Genomic DNA, 16,097 nt, shown 5'->3' with positions numbered 1-16,097 from the left:
GAAAAGAACGTTTTTGTATTCGTGCATGAACTTATAACCTACTAACAGTTTCATCAAACTCTGCTTCTATTTCAGATGATGGTTTACCACCTAAAAGACTTATGACGATAGCAACAATTAAGTTGAGTAGAAAAGCAGGAACAATTTCATAGAGGTCAAATATTCCTCCAGAAAGGAAATCTCCCCAAATTATAACGGTTAGAGCACCAACGATAATCCCTGCTAACGCTCCATTTCGAGTCATTCTTTTCCAAAATAACGCTAGGATTAGAACTGGACCGAATGCACCACCGAAACCAGCCCAAGCATAACTAACGAGAGTTAATACAGAACTTTCTGGGTTAGTTGCTAAAATGGTTGCAATCAATGCTATAACAGCAACTGCAATACGACCGACCCATACAAGTTCCTTTTGAGAAGCATTTTTACGCAATAATGCTTTATAAAAATCTTCCGCAACAGCAGAAGAAGAAACCAGTAGTTGCGAATCAATCGTACTCATAATAGCTGATAAAATAGCTGCTAATAAAACACCAGCGATAATTGGATCAAATAAAATTTGTGAAAAAGCAATAAATATCTTTTCAGGATCAGCTAACATTTGGATGCCAGCTCCATCTGTAGCAACTTTAATACCAAATTCAGAAAGGACACCAACGTCTTGTGTGCTAATAAAAGCAAGACCTGCAAGGCCAACAAAGACAGCTCCATACAAACCTAGGACCATCCAAGTTATACCAATGAAGCGTGCTTTTGGTACATCTTTAGCAGAACGTAGCGCCATAAAACGAGTTAGTATATGTGGTTGACCAAAATAGCCTAGTCCCCATGCTAGAGATGAAATAATGCTCATTACACCAACACCTGCCACCATATTGATGTGACTAGGTGAGATATTACCTACAGCATCAATCGTAGCATCCCAACCACCAACGATAATAACTGCTCGGATTGGAACAACAATAAGTGCAATAAACATAAGAATACCCTGGATAAAGTCCGTCCAGCTTACTGCTAAGAATCCACCTAAGAATGTATAGGATACGATAACTAATGCGCCGATCCAAAGTGCTTGGTCATATGTTAAACCAAACGAAGCTTCGAATAATTTTGCACCACCAACCATACCGGATGAAGTATAAAAAGTGAAGAACAACAAAATAACGAGTGCAGAAATAACGCGTAATAAATGCGATGTATCGCGGAACCGGTTTTCTAGAAAATCCGGGATGGTAATGGAATTGCTTGATACTTCTGTATAGACACGTAAACGTTTAGCGATGAATTGCCAGTTTAAATAGGCACCTATTGCGAGCCCCACAGCAATCCATGCTTCTCCTAAACCTGAAGCGTAAATCGCACCTGGAAGTCCGAGTATTAACCAACTACTCATATCTGATGCACCCGCACTTATTGCTGCAACACCAGGACCTAGACTTCTTCCGCCAAGCACGTAATCGGATAAATCATTTGTTAATCGATAGGAGATAACACCTATAAGTAGCATACCGAGTAAATAAATGATAAATGTTATTAATGTAACTGTAGACATGATTTACTTTTCCCTCCTTTCTGTAAACATGGAAATAGCTGATAAAATAATTAATATTGGCATGGGTATAAATAACCAAAACCATGTAGCACCACTCAGTGCGAAATCTTCCATGAGATAGCCTCCTCTGCTTATTCATTTTGTTCGCAATGCGTTTTCTTGACACCAAATAAACAAAACATAAGTAACAGCATAACGTAAATTGAAAGAAGATTCAAATCATTGTGATATAATTCACATATTTATGTAGAAGTAAAGAAATTATTATATCAAATAGCTTTGAAATAACTTCCACTCCTTAAGTGGATTTTTAGTTATACATTCTTATGCATATTTTGATCGTTAAATAATATACTACTTATATGTTTTCAAATTCTGATTTATCAGTACAAAATTTGACGTTTATGTGTCGAAAACGTATAATTATTACTTGCGCTTCTTTTAATGTTCTTAGTTATTAAAAATAACAGACATAAAAAGGCGACACAATTGTATAGTAAGCAAGCGGATTGTTCTAGAACTTTACGTAATTATTTAACTGGAGATTTGGTAGATACTGAGCTTTAATAATTTGTTACTAATCATTAGTTGATTAATTTACATCGATTTGTCTACAATACATATAGAAAAAATTGTTGGCACTTGCTTCTAAAAACTAGGAGGAAAAGAGTGTATAAAAACGAAGGTAAAACAACGACGGATAAACCCGTATTAATTATTAGTGGAGGGTTATTGCTCTCATTTGTTGTATTAGCAATTATCGATTTAAGTATGGTAGAAAGCTGGATTAATACTTCATTTGCTTTTTCTGCTAAATATTTTGGCGCTTATTGGGAGCTATTGTTACTAGCAAATTTCGTAATTGGAATTATTTTAGCATTTACAAAGTATGGGAATGTGCGACTAGGTAAAAAGGATAAACCTGAAAATGGTTATTATCGTTGGATCGCAATGATACTTTGTACACTACTTGCTAGTGGAGGGGTATTTTGGGCTGCCGCAGAACCGATGATGCATTTTATCGCTAACCCACCATTATTTGATGATAATTCTTCAACTATGGCTGGCGTTTCACCTGCTTTAGCGCAGAGCTTCTTTCATTGGGGATTTCTTGCATGGGCTATCCTCGGAACATTGGCTACAATAGTTTTAATGTACTTACATTATCACAAAGGATATCCAATGAAGCCAAGAGGAATGCTATATCCACTTTTTGGTGAAAAAATATTCAAAAAAAATAGTATTATAGGTAGCGCTGCAGATATTATTTCAATTGTAGCTGTTGCTGCAGGGACTATGGGTCCAATCGGATTTCTTGGATTACAGTTAGGTTACGGTTTACATTCTTTATTTGATATTCCTAATACACTTACGACCAATATCATTGTAGTTAGTGTACTAATTGTTATCGCTGCAATTTCAGTTGCAACTGGAGTTGATAGAGGTATTCAATTCTTAAGTCGAATGAATGTTGGTTTAGTTGTATTGTTAGCGCTTTGTGTGCTGATGCTTGGACCAACACTTTTTATCATTAATATGTTTGTTTCAGCTGAAGGATTCCATATCCAAAATATGCTAACTATGGCTCTATATCAAGGTGATCAAGGTTGGTTAGGCGGATGGACGATATTCTTTTGGGGTTGGTTCCTGGGATATGGTCCAATGATGGCGATTTTTATTGCTAGAATATCACGAGGTAGAACAATTCGAGAATTAGTAATTGCTGTTTCTATAATCGCTCCACTAGTAACTAACTTTTGGTTTACAGTTGTTGGAGGAACAGGAATTAAAGCTGAATTAGATGTCCCTGGTTCAATTTCTGGACCACTTGCTGAAGGTGGAATGCCTGCAGTAGTAATGGCAATTATGGATTCATTGCCATTAGGGTTCTTTTTAGCAGTAGGATTCTTACTTGTTACATTAGTGTTTGTTTCTACAACAGTGGATTCAATATCCTATACAGTTGCAGTATCCTTAACTGGTACAGATCATCCAAGCAGACTTATTCGCGTATTCTGGGTGTTGATTTTTGGATTAATGTCAATTATGCTACTTGCGATTGGAGAGAATAGTGTATCTGCTATTCAAAACTCTATTGTTGTTACCGCAGTACCTGTATCAATTATTATGTTACCAACACTATGGGGTGCAGTACAGGTTGCACGTAAATTAGCTGTTGAACAGAATATTGTAATGGCTAGTAAAAGTAAAAAGTAAAATAGTTTATGTCTCACTCTCTAATTGTGCAAAGTTCAGTGCATATAATTAGAGAGTTTTTTTTATTCTGGCATAACTGTTCGAAAGACCGTCGATTGAAATCGCTAGAAAGTATGCTAAAGATCTTACATTTAATTCTTCTAGATAATTTGTATTTCTATGTCGGTTTATTTCCGGGGAAATAAGATAGTGTCATATCGTATGTGTTTATTTTGGTTTAGAAATTATGGCATAACCATAATTGGAAAAAACAGGTTGAGTTTTCACGTTTTATAGGTTACCATAACCCTGAATATAAATGTGTTTAGTGGGGTGAAGTAATGAAAGATTTTTCTAGATCAGATCGCGAAAAGATTGTAAGAGAAGAAATGCGAGCATTATCAGATCAGGGATTAATTGATGAGGAAGAATTCATACATATTATGGATGCTTATAAAAAACATCAAAACTACCAACTGCAGAAGACAGAGAAGAAAGAACGACTTATCCAGAAAGATATAGCGCCAAATATGAATCAGAAAAAAACAATTACAAAATCAGAGAAACAACCAAAAGAGAAACCTGCAAAAGTAGTAAAAGGAAAGGAAGAAGTGAGAGAACGAAATATTATTTGGTTGTTAATACTAGGTGTTATCTTTTTACTTATTAGTGGTTTAGTTGTAGCTACAAGTACATGGGCGCAAATGGGGCCATTATTAAAAGTACTCGTATTATCATGTGTTTCTGTATTTTTCTTAGCTTTGAGCGGGATTTCATCTAAGTTTTTAAAAATAGATAAAACAGCTTTTGCTTTTTTAACGTTAGGAAGTTTATTAATACCGATTGCAATTGTGGCAATTGGATACTTTAGTTTGTTTGGAGATTACTTGTCGTTAAGAGGGGAGGGAAGATTTTTATTAGGTGCAATGGGTACTCTAATTCCTTTACCATTATATGTGCGGAATGCTTGGAAACATCGTTCTAGATTATTTGTCTGGATTTCATATTTGTTTTTAACCTTTTCAGTAGGTTTTCTTATTGGATTTACTCCGGTATCTGTCGATGTTTTCTACCTATTGATAATGGTGTTCAACGCGTTACTTTTATACTTATATCACCATTATCGTAGGGCTCCTAAAGTAACGTTATTTGTAAAAGAACTGCCTAAGTATGCACAGTTGAATTTAATTGTGTCAACATTACTGATGTTAGTAATTTTTGAACAATCGCTTTTTTACAGTTTCAATATTCTATTAACCGCCACAATTTATATTGCAATGGTGTTTGTTTATAACACAAAAGAATATCAATTTGTATTCTCTGCATTATTTGCATATGGTGCTTATCAATTAACAGAATCCTCTTGGCTAGGTTCCATTGATTTAATTGTTTATGGATTGATTGGTGTATTTTATCTGGTTTTTGCACAAATCGTAAAAAGTGATGTATTTATATCACACATGTTTCGCTATACCAGCGCTGTAATTTCATTTTTTGCTTTTATTTATATTAGTTACCAAGGGATTGTTATAAGAACAAATGAGGACTCTTTGATTTTATTAGCTGCTTACTTGGTTATTACTTTTACCTATACCTATTTATCTTATATAACCAATCGAGTAATTTTCAGCTGGTTAGCGACAATTTTTCTATACACATTTGGTTTGCAACTTGGAGATATATTACTTGATTATTTGATAGGTATCAGAATGGATTTGTTTCTATTTTTTTATGCTATGCTGCTATTTATATTAATTGGTATAGGTGACCGAATTGTATTTTTGTTGCCGATAAAAAGAAGTGTTTTCTATTTGTCTGTTGCTGCAATGGTAGCTTCCATGATGTATGCAACTCTTTTTGGACCACTTATACAGGCTTCACTTATGTATACATTATTCGGTCTTAGTGCATTGTTTGTTGTTTCTAGCAAAAATAACATAGAAAGAGAAATAGCGAAGTGGACGAATGGAGTCAGTTGGTTGTTTGCTTTGTATTGCTTAAATCCAAAGATTGGAGAGCTGATTTCAGGATACACCGTCTATTTAGATCTTCCATTTCATATTGCGATTTCATCACTTATCCTACTGTTCGTTAGTTTAATTTGGCGAAGATACAAGAAAACTGGATTAGCTAAAGCTGCCTTTTATATAGGTCAAGGTAGTTATCTATTTGGATTATCGTCTCTTGTCGGTCTCTCTACGATTGATACGACCTTTATTCGGCCTGTCTTACTCTTAGTAGGTATTGGTGTATTTATCTGGTTAGTAAGACAGACAAAACTGGACGCATTATGGTTTCTTGTAGCAATCACTACTTTTTGCTTTTACGCTTCTTTACTAAGCACTTTTTCAATTCAAGATTTTGATTCTATTGTAATTTTTCTTTTGTTTGGCCCATTGGTCTTACTTGTCGTGGAAGGGTGGCAAGGAAAACGTCTTCCTGCATTAAAACCATACTTTTTTTGGATTGCACAGGTTATTCAATTGAATGTAATGTTAGTTATTTTGATTGATCAAGCTTTTTCGCAAATGATAAATCCACTATTCTTGTTTGTTCCGTTGGGTGTTTATATATATAGTATGTTAATGAAGAAAAAAGAATGGACGATCAAGCTATTTCTTTATGCAGCTTTGACTTTGGTTACATTTATTCTAATTACGACCGTTCCGTATTATAATTTATTTGAAAATGTCTCACAAGGTTACTATTGGTTTTGGTCTAGCATTCTATTCTTTGTAGGATGGTTCGTTGTAAATAAGACTTGGAAGGAAAGAATGGAATGGTATATTATTCCTTTTTCTAACTACGGTTTATATACGATTCTTAGCGTATACGAAGTTAATTCATTAGGAGGGGTTTTATCCGTTCTATCTTATGTACTTCTTAATGTTTACTTTTTACACAGGAGAAAGTGGTTTGTTGGTTTAGTGATTCCTTTAACATTATCGTTAGGCATTTGGGAACAACAACGCTATTTGTATCAAGATACTCAGTTGTTTTTAATTAGTTTGGCTAGTTTTTTTATTCTATTTATTGCAGGGAAAATCTTGTTTAAGAGCCTGTACCAATGGAATGAAGAAAGTCGCTATATTGATTGGTATTCTATTGTAGCTGTATTTTATCTTGGTTATTCTTTCACTTTTCTTCAAACATTTAATAGTGTTTGGATACAGATTATTCCATATGTGTTACTAACGATATGGCTATTTGCGCAAGTGAGAAGGTTTCAATATCACATAGCGCAGAAAGCTATTGTCACATTAGGTTTGGTTAGTTTTCTGCCAACTTATTATTCTATTATAGAGGAATATCTCTCTTTTATTTCGGAACTTTTTCATACGGAATTTAGGGTTTTACCTGTTCTTGTCTTAGCAATTATTTTGAGTCTGAAGACTTGGAAAAACTATAAAAACATAATGTCACCTATTCAATCGCTCTCTTTATTGTTAGTGACCGTCATTTTAGTAATGGATGCAATTTCGAGTAATACGATATGGGATGCTTTAATTGTCGGAGTTCTTTCCTTACTATCTTTAGTGATAGGAGCTCAATTTCAAATTAAATCTTACTTTTTTATTGGGTTTGGTACACTTCTCTTTAATGTGATCTATCAGACTAAACCATATTGGGGCAATATGCCTTGGTGGGCGTATCTATTACTTGCAGGTTTCCTATTAATTGGTATAGCAAGCTATAACGAGTGGCAAAAGCAAAGAAAAGAAGAGGGAAGGCTAGTAAAGAAAGTGAAAAAACTAGTCTCGAAATTCAAGGAATGGAATTAACGTCATCAAAAATAGAAATTTTTTATTAGTGAGAAAAACACGCGTCTATCATCTGAATAATGGATAGACGCGTGTTTTTTAATGATGATGTGGCGGTAAGCCTTTAGATGAGTTACTTATAGCAAATCCTTCTTGTGGAACAAAGAAATATTGAATCCAGACGCCATCTAAAAAGTCTTCTCTAGCATCTAGTAATACATCGATATCTTTATCCGTTTTAACAATTTCATCATGTTCTGTCGGTGTATCTAACATCACGTCATAGTGCGCATGATTTCCGTGCATCTCCGTTACATATACACGAACCATTTTTCCTTCTGCACCATCACTTTCCAACCAACCTCTAAGTATTTTTGCAGCATTGCGATTCATTTTACATTGCATGTTCGACACCTCATTTCTATATCTATTATTACCGTGTTAAAGAAAAAAATAAAGTGATTTGCATAAACCAACTATTTAATACAGTGAATTTTATGGGAAATATTTTGTTTGAAGTCAAATTATAGTTATAAAGTACCGCATAGGCTGCTTATTTATGATACAATCGAACTATATTATAAAAATGAACTTCTGCATTGAAAAGGCAAACTTATTGAAAAATAAGGACGCAAAGTAACAGGCCTAAGGGAAAACTATGGTGGCTGTGTTACCAAATGGGCAACGATAACTGGTAATTCTAAGGTTATTTCCATTGGGAATAGCCTTTTTATGTATGTTGTGACTATCTGGATCGGGGTGAAGTGCGATGTTTTCCTCTAAACGAAAAGCGATTTTATCCGCTTTTAGTATAGCTTTTAGTTATTATATTGTCTTGTTACTTTTACAGGATCATGATTGGCTACGTTCTTTTCTTACTATTAGTCTACAAGCTATACTCGGAATTATTGCTTTATTTTGGTTAAACAAAGCATATCGTATTACTACTGATAAACAAAGGTATTTTTGGCTGATTTTAAGTATCGGTCTATTTTTTCATACAGTTTCTAGTATTAATTGGTTGGTAGCTTTCCTAACACTGGATTCTATGAAGTATCCTGAAGCATCTTTTTTATTATGGTTACTAGCTTATATTTGTTTTCTAATTGGGTTACTTTATAAAATTAGGGTTATTAAAACAACTATTTCTACTACTCCCTATTTATTTACCGTAGTGGTTTTTATGACTTTTACAACTTCAGTCAGTGCGTATTATTTAATGAGTCCAATTCTAGTTGCTCAAGGAGAAGAGATATTTGGCACGGTGGTCACCTTACTTTACCTAATTTGCAGTATTAGTATTTTGTTTGCGATTTCAAATTTATATTTCCTATCACATAATTCTAAAGAAAAGGAGATCATGATCTTTATAATTGCTGGCTTCTTTTTTCAAGTAGTTGCTGATATATACTATACGTATTTAAATGTAATGGGAGGATATCAGATTGGAAGTCTTGTGGATGTTGTTTGGTTTTTCGCTTTATTAATGATTGGTGTCTCAGGGAAATTCGTGCATTCAAATACAACAGAGTTAGATTGGAAAGTCATTAATTACTTTAACAACAGAGAAAATGCCTTACCTTATATTAGTGCGATTACATTATTAATCCTCGTAACACAAAGTTATAATTGGGAACTTAATGCGTTAAGTATAGGATTAAGTGTTACCTTTTTCATGATTATTGGTCGCCAACTAGTAGTTATGCGAAAAAACAGTAAGTTAGTAAGTGAGTATAGAAACTTAGCTTATCATGATACATTAACAGGTTTGAAAAATAGAGCTTCCTTTATTGAAGATCTAGGAACGATGATGGAAAAGGCTAAAGAATCTAATAAACCGTTGGCGTTATTGTTAATGGATTTAGATCGCTTTAAGAGTATTAATGATACATTAGGACACCAAATTGGAGATCGTGTCTTACAAATAGCCTCAGACAGATTAAGAAAAGTATTAAGCAGTACGGCAGATGTTTATCGAGTTGGGGGAGACGAGTTTGTTGTTATTTTGCCAGGTCAGAATCAAAAGGATTGTAGCCATATTGCCGATAACTTGTTGTGTGTTTTTAACAAACCTTTTTTAATTGATTATCATGAAATTCCCATTGCACCCAGCATTGGAATTAGTATGTATCCAACCGATGGGTTAGACGGACTTAAATTATTTAAACATGCAGATGCAGCAATGTATGTTGCGAAGAGTAAGGGAAATAAATATCACTTTTTTAATCCAGAACTAAATGCACATATTACGCGCAAAATGACAATTGAGATTGAGTTAAAAAAAGCAATTGAATTAAATCAATTATCACTTTTGTATCAACCAAAAGTAAATATCCAATCAGGTGCGATAATTGGAATGGAAGCATTGTTAAGATGGAATCATCCAGTATTAGGTCAAGTCTCACCTGCTGAATTTATTCCCATAGCAGAGGAAACGGGACAAATATTTTCGATTGGTGAATGGGTCATGCGTAGAGCTTGTCAGCAGAATATAGATTGGCAAAAGAAAGGTTTTCAACCGTTATGTGTTTCCGTAAATATTTCTGTCCAACAGTTTGAACAAGAAAGCTTTGTTACGATAGTACGTGATGTTTTAATTGAAACAGGTCTTCCAGCAAACTATTTAGAATTGGAAATAACAGAAAGTATTATGCATAATATTGAATCGTCCATTGAGGTTTTAAACGGTTTAAAAGAACTTGGAATTGAAACTGCTATTGATGATTTTGGTACAGGTTATTCGTCATTACATATCCTAAAAGAGTTACCTATTAACACAATTAAAATAGATAAGTCCTTTATCGAGCATATAGAAAATGCAAAGGATCTTTCTATTGTAAAAACAATTATAGATATTGGAATAAACTTAAATTTAAATATAATTGCTGAGGGAATAGAAACACACCAGCAAGCTAAAGCTCTCTTAGAGTTACAATGTGGATATGGACAAGGTTATTTATATGCGAAACCGTCAGATGTTAATGCATTTGAAGAGATTCTTTTAAGTTCTTTTGCAACAGAAACCGTAGATTGAAAAATGCTAGTTAATGAAAGTAATCGTCACAGTCAATGATTGTGTCGGTTGCTTTTTTATTTTCTAGTCGTTTCAATCGGTAACATTTGTCCATTCTTGTACTATTCGTGATAAGAACCCGCTCACATTATAGATAATCGTATATATATATGGTGTAAGATAACTTAGCCAAAAGGGGGGAGAACATTGACAGATGGGGATATCCAAAACCAGTTGAATCAAATATCAAGTGACTTGATTCAAGTACATGTCTCTGATCTTTTTAAGAGACTAAATATTTCTAGAAATACAGAACTGTCAGATGATGAAAAAAGCAACCTTAAAAAGTCGGTTGAAGGACTTAAAGCACAAACAGAGGCTTTTTTAGCTGATCAACAAAATAGTGAAAAAACGATGACTGTACAGACAGAGGCATTAATTGAAAAATTGCAGCAAATCAAGCGCAATAAAGACAATTCTGAGTCCTAAAAAAAACAAGGAGGTATTTTTGTGAGTAGAACGAATAATCAATCAAGAGCGGTTAGTCAGTATGCAGACCAAATTTCTGACATTGAGCAGCAATCAAAAGAGGCAATTTTTATTTTGAACTCCACAGATGTAACGGTGGATACGACTGATACCCAGGTGGCTGTATCATTGCAAGCCGCCTTGCAAGTAGCGATCGTTATTGTAGTAAACATTTCAATAGCGAGTAGTTCAAGAGCACAAGAGGTAACAGAAGAACTTCTAGGATATTCTAGAATTGATCAATCTAACAGACAACTTATTGTAATTGACGGAAGTGAATCTGTTAACGTAACAACTACCGATACGGATGTTGCAGCATCCATCCAAGTGCTTTTACAGATTCTTTTAACACTTGTTGCACAGTTAGACATTCTTTAATAAAAAGAGAAGTTCTCCTTTCCATTAATTAATAATATCCTATTGGTCCCCCTGCTACTGAACCATAATAATTGGTTCAGTAGCATTTTATGTTTCTTTAATTAAAATGTACCTAATTTGCGAATAATTAATAGTGAAAATAAGGAATCTCACGGTTAACATCGATAAATTCAGACGAAAAAATCACAGGCTTAACGCAATCTAGAAATAAACAACACTTTCTTAATGATAAATTCCAATTGTGAGAGGTTCATAAGTTAACGTAGCAATTACCTTTCCATTACAACAATCATCAACTGCGACACAAGGCTCGCTCTAAAAATACACGACGCTTTCCGCAGGCACGTCTACGTCTTCAGCTAACTTCGTAAAGTAAAAAGCCCTCCAGCGCAGATAACTGTGGAGGGCTTGCTAATATTACTATTCTATTTCTGATAAGATAGTGCTGTTTTTCTTATGATCTTTGCAGCATCTACCATTGTTTGAAGTGCTTCTATTGTTTCAGTTTCATTCCTAGTCTTTAAACCACAATCGGGATTAATCCAAAACTGATTTGGTGAAATCGTTTGTAATGCTCGGTTAATATTTTGCTTAATTTCTTCTATACTTGGGACACGAGGACTATGAATATCATAAACACCAAGTCCAATTTCCTTGTTATAGGTATTATCTTCGAAAGTAGCAATCAAGTTCCCGTGACTTCTTGACGTTTCAATTGAAATTACGTCTGCATCAAGCCCATCAATCGCTTCAAAGATATCTTCAAAATTCGAATAACACATATGGGTATGAATTTGTGTATCCACTTCAACTGATGATGTAGCTAATCTAAATGCCGTAACCGCATCGTCTAAGTAGGCAGGCCATTTGTTTCGATCTAATGGTAGTCCTTCGCGTAATGCTGGTTCATCCACTTGAATAATTTTAATGTTACTTTCCTCTAATATTTCTATTTCTGCCTTTAATGCAATTGCAATTTGGTTTAGAACCGTCTTACGAGGTAAATCATCATGCACAAACGACCAATTATAAATAGTTGTTGGTCCAGTAAGCATGCCTTTTACCGGTTTTGTTGTTAAGGATTGGGCATATACAATCTCTTTTACTGTCATCGGTTTTGCAAAAGAGACATCACCGACAATTACTGGTGGTTTTACACAACGTGAGCCATAAGACTGGACCCAGCCAAACTTGGTAACAGTAAAGCCATTCAGCTTCTCACCAAAATATTCCACCATATCTGTTCGCTCAGGCTCTCCATGAACGAGAACATCAAGCCCAATCTGATCCTGTATTGTTATCCATTTCTTGATATAGTCACGAATATATTGTTCATACTCTCCTGTTGTTACATGTCCTTTTCGCCATTTTGTTCGTACTTTTTTCAATTCACTTGTTTGCGGTAAACTGCCTATTGTTGTTGTCGGTAACAAAGGTAATTGGAAATACTGCTTTTGTTTTTTTATTCGTTCTGAAAAGATTACTGTCCCATTTATATCGGTATCTGTTAAGTTTTCAAGCTTTTGATGCACTTCTTGATTTTTACCGAAACTTGCATCCTTCCATTGTTTAAGCGATTCAGTAGCATCTTTTAAATCTGATTGAACAAGATCTCGCCCCTTATCTAATGCTTTTGTAAGCGTAACAATCTCGGCTAATTTTTCATCTGCAAATGCTAACCCGCCATAGATAAAAGGATCAATCTCTTGCTCCAGTTTTTTTGTTACTGGAACATGTAGAAGGGAGGTAGACGGTTGAATAATTAACTTATTTGTTACAATTTGTTTTAACTGCTCTAACACATCTAAACGTTCTTCTAAATCAGCACGCCATATGTTACGACCATTTATAATGCCTGCTGCTAAGACTTTATCATGTGGAAATCCATGTTTTTGAATAAATGAAAGGGCATCACCATGAACAAAATCTAGGCCAATTCCTTGTACAGGGAAATCTACTACTTTTTTATAATCCACTACATTTTCAAAATACGTTTGTAACAGAATATTTATGTTAGGAACTGCTTTATTTATTGTGTCATACGCCTTTCTTGCAAAAGTTAAAATATGTGGAGATAAATTCGTACCGAAAATGGGTTCATCTACTTGTACCCAAGATACCCCAGCTTGCTCCAACTCTTTTAAAACTTGAATGTAAAGTGGTATGAATGTTTCTAGCAACTTTTCAAAATGTACATCATCTTGGATTTTTGCTAATTTCAAATACGTAATTGGGCCTAATAACACGGGTTTTCCATCAATACCAAATTCTTCTTTTGCCTCTTGATAGAAAGAAAGTGGATGATTTTCTGTCACACTTGGTTGGATATTTTCTAACTCTGGTACGATGTAATGATAATTCGTGTTAAACCACTTTGTCATTTCCGATGCAACTGCGTTTTTTGTTCCGCGTGCAACGGCAAAATAAGTGTCTAAGCCTACCTTGCCACCTTTATAATCAAAACGTTCTGGTATGACACCAAACATAACAGAAGTATCTAATACATGATCATATAAAGAAAAGTCACCAACTGGAATAAGATCAATGCCTTTCTCTTGTTGCTTTTTAAGGTTATTTAGTCTTATCACTTTCGTTATTAAAAGTAATTCTGTTTCTTGAATTTTCCCTTCCCAAAATTGCTCGAGTGCTTGTTTCCATTCTCTTTTTTCACCGATTCGTGGATAACCTAGATTGGAACTAATTATTTTTGTCATGTATAAACCTCCATTAAAATAGTCTTATAAAATTATTTCTTGCGCATTTTCAACCTTTTGTTTGATATAACTGGAAAGTTTAACTGTGATGTCATAGCGCATAAATGGTGTTACTAAATAGATGCCATTAAAATGTTCAAAAGCAACATCGATTAATTCTTTTGCTACTGACATACCTTCTTGTTCTGCCAGTATTCTATTATCACCTGTCGCCTTCATTCGTTGACGGACGTCATCTGTTAGTTTCATACCTGGTACTTCATGATGTAGGAATTCTGCATTTCGTGAGGATGTGAGTGGCATAATACCAATATAGATTGGTTGTTTAATATGTTTAGTTGCTTGTTTTAGCGACTCAATTTGTTCGGGTTGATAAATTGGTTGGGTCAAAAAATAATCTGCTCCACAATCAATTTTTTTCTCTAGCCTACGTACTGCTTTATCAAGGTGATGAACATTGGGGTTAAAAGCTGCTGCGATACGAAAGGATGTTTTTTCTTTTAATGACTTACCTGAAAATGAGATACCTTCATTACATTGTTTGATTAGCTTAATCAATTCAAAAGATGTAGCGTCAAATACCGACGATGCACCTGGAAAACCGCCTATCTTAGTAGGATCACCAGTAATAGCTAAAATTTCATGGATACCAAGTGTGTGTAATCCCATTAAATGAGACTGTAGTCCGATTAAATTACGGTCACGACAAGTTAAGTGAAGAAGAGGCGTGATGGCTATTCTTTGTTGTTTCATTAGTGTGGCCATTGCTAGATTGCTAATTCGTGGTGTGGCTAAAGAATTATCAGCAAGTGTAATGGCGTCAACACCAATGTCTTTTAATGCTTGCACACCTTTTAGATATTCTTTCGTTTGTAAATTCCTTGGTGGATCTAATTCAACAATAATAGAATGTCTCTGTGTCACAATTTGAGCTAGATCTAACTTTTTTCGAGCAGCAGGCTCCTGTACTTCTATTATTGGAGGGTGCTTAACGTCCGTCTTTTCCAATAAGGGAGTGAAACCTTCGACACCTTTTTTAAGGGCTACAATATGTTCAGGAGTGGTACCACAACAACCACCAAATAACCGCACACCTTGATTACGAAATTCTCTAGCACATTGTTCAAAATAGTCTGGGTTATTGTTATAGATTAACTTTCCATCACTGTATGCTGGTAAACTCGCATTAGGATAAGCGGAAAGGTAAGCTGTCTTCGGTAAGGCCACTGTTTTTAAAGATTCAATCATGTAGTGTGGACCTAATCGGCAATTGACGCCAACGATATCTGCACCAGCATCGTCCAATTGTGTTAATGCATCATTTAAAGGTGTACCATTCTCTAATAATCCAATTTCATGCATCGAAATATTTGTAATAATCGGTAGATTAGTTGCTTCTCTAGCAATTGCTAACACGGTTGTTAATTCTTCTAGGCTATAATACGTTTCTAAAAGGAGCCCGTCTACACCTTCTAATAAGAGACAATAAAGTTGTTCGCGAAAAATTCGCTTGATTTCCTCTATAGTGCCAAGATTTTTTTGACTTCCACGAATACCACCGATTGTTCCAACAACAAATGTATCCTTATTTGCTGCTCGTTTAGCTATTTTTACTGCTTGCGTGTTGATTTCTTTTACCTTATCCTCCAAGCCATAACGTGCCAATTTAATATAATTTGCACTGTACGTATTTGTTTGAATAACATTAGCCCCTGCTTCTACATACGCCCTATGTGTATGGAAAATTTCTTCAGGATGGGTTACATTTAATTCTTCAAAACAACGATCAACACCATGTGAGTAAAGCAAGGTACCCATAGCACCATCAGCAATTAGAATCTTTTCCTTCAGTGTGGTTAATAAATCCAATCGATCAAACCCCCTTGTTTTTACTTTATCCAGTTGCAACTAACTAGATTGAATTTTTACTTTATACGCAACAAAAAACCCCCCTT

9 protein-coding genes and 1 riboswitch are annotated in these 16,097 nt (G+C 34.7%); of the genes, 5 read left to right on the top strand and 4 right to left on the bottom strand.

All coding sequences use genetic code 11. The annotated features are described in order from the left end of the window. Positions 1-31 precede the first annotated feature (31 nt). The gene (gene putP / locus D2K62_RS07790; RefSeq protein ID WP_112182014.1) at positions 32-1,552 is read right to left on the bottom strand and encodes a sodium/proline symporter PutP; all 1,521 of its coding nucleotides are present in this window, start codon (positions 1,550-1,552) and stop codon (positions 32-34) included. Between the two features lie 669 nt (positions 1,553-2,221). On the opposite strand from putP, the gene D2K62_RS07785 reads away from it, so the two are divergent. Continuing rightward, positions 2,222-3,769, top strand: a complete 1,548-nt coding sequence (locus D2K62_RS07785; protein ID WP_112182013.1) for a BCCT family transporter — start codon at positions 2,222-2,224, stop codon at positions 3,767-3,769. Positions 3,770-4,089: 320 nt separating this feature from the next. After that, positions 4,090-7,530 (top strand): SCO7613 C-terminal domain-containing membrane protein, encoded by a 3,441-nt coding sequence (locus D2K62_RS07780; protein WP_117161210.1) that lies wholly within the window; start codon positions 4,090-4,092, stop codon positions 7,528-7,530. A 78-nt stretch (positions 7,531-7,608) separates the two neighbouring features. Here the strand turns inward: D2K62_RS07780 and D2K62_RS07775 are convergent, their stop codons facing one another. After that, complete coding sequence (locus tag D2K62_RS07775; RefSeq protein ID WP_112182011.1) at positions 7,609-7,914, bottom strand: iron-sulfur cluster assembly accessory protein; 306 nt, start codon at positions 7,912-7,914, stop codon at positions 7,609-7,611. Between the two features lie 191 nt (positions 7,915-8,105). Continuing rightward, positions 8,106-8,187, top strand: a riboswitch (cyclic di-GMP riboswitch). A gap of 91 nt (positions 8,188-8,278) precedes the next feature. Between D2K62_RS07775 and D2K62_RS07770 the strand changes: the two genes are divergently transcribed. The 3 genes from D2K62_RS07770 (at position 8,279) to D2K62_RS07760 (ending at position 11,428) form a co-directional block, all read left to right on the top strand. Further along, entirely contained in the window at positions 8,279-10,543 is a 2,265-nt protein-coding gene (locus D2K62_RS07770) for a putative bifunctional diguanylate cyclase/phosphodiesterase (RefSeq protein ID WP_117161209.1), read from the top strand. Positions 10,544-10,729: 186 nt separating this feature from the next. Next, positions 10,730-11,011: a hypothetical protein gene (locus tag D2K62_RS07765; protein WP_112182009.1), complete on the top strand. Its 282-nt coding sequence runs from the start codon at positions 10,730-10,732 to the stop codon at positions 11,009-11,011. A 21-nt stretch (positions 11,012-11,032) separates the two neighbouring features. Beyond that, entirely contained in the window at positions 11,033-11,428 is a 396-nt protein-coding gene (locus D2K62_RS07760) for a spore coat protein (RefSeq protein ID WP_232824129.1), read from the top strand. A 425-nt stretch (positions 11,429-11,853) separates the two neighbouring features. Here D2K62_RS07760 and metE read toward each other — a convergent pair whose 3' ends face one another. Together metE and D2K62_RS07750 are read right to left on the bottom strand one after the other, a co-directional pair. After that, complete coding sequence (gene metE / locus D2K62_RS07755; protein WP_117161208.1) at positions 11,854-14,142, bottom strand: 5-methyltetrahydropteroyltriglutamate--homocysteine S-methyltransferase; 2,289 nt, start codon at positions 14,140-14,142, stop codon at positions 11,854-11,856. A 24-nt stretch (positions 14,143-14,166) separates the two neighbouring features. Further along, a complete protein-coding gene (locus D2K62_RS07750) occupies positions 14,167-16,011 on the bottom strand; it encodes a bifunctional homocysteine S-methyltransferase/methylenetetrahydrofolate reductase (RefSeq protein WP_117161207.1) in 1,845 nt (614 codons plus the stop codon). Between the last annotated feature and the right edge of the window lie 86 nt (positions 16,012-16,097).

Origin of the sequence: Paraliobacillus sp. X-1268 (genome assembly GCF_003426095.1) — a bacterium.
Taxonomy (GTDB): Bacteria; Bacillota; Bacilli; order Bacillales; family Amphibacillaceae; genus Paraliobacillus_A; species Paraliobacillus_A zengyii.
This window is presented reverse-complemented; position numbering and strand designations above follow the sequence as displayed.

Bases quoted from the DNA above. Each gene is read 5' to 3' on its own strand.
- putP (WP_112182014.1), bottom strand. From the start codon at position 1,552: ATGTCTACAGTTACATTAATAACATTTATCATTTATTTACTCGGTATG.
- D2K62_RS07780 (WP_117161210.1), top strand. From the start codon at position 4,090: ATGAAAGATTTTTCTAGATCAGATCGCGAAAAGATTGTAAGAGAAGAA.
- D2K62_RS07775 (WP_112182011.1), bottom strand. From the start codon at position 7,914: ATGCAATGTAAAATGAATCGCAATGCTGCAAAAATACTTAGAGGTTGG.
- D2K62_RS07770 (WP_117161209.1), top strand. From the start codon at position 8,279: ATGTTTTCCTCTAAACGAAAAGCGATTTTATCCGCTTTTAGTATAGCT.
- metE (WP_117161208.1), bottom strand. From the start codon at position 14,142: ATGACAAAAATAATTAGTTCCAATCTAGGTTATCCACGAATCGGTGAA.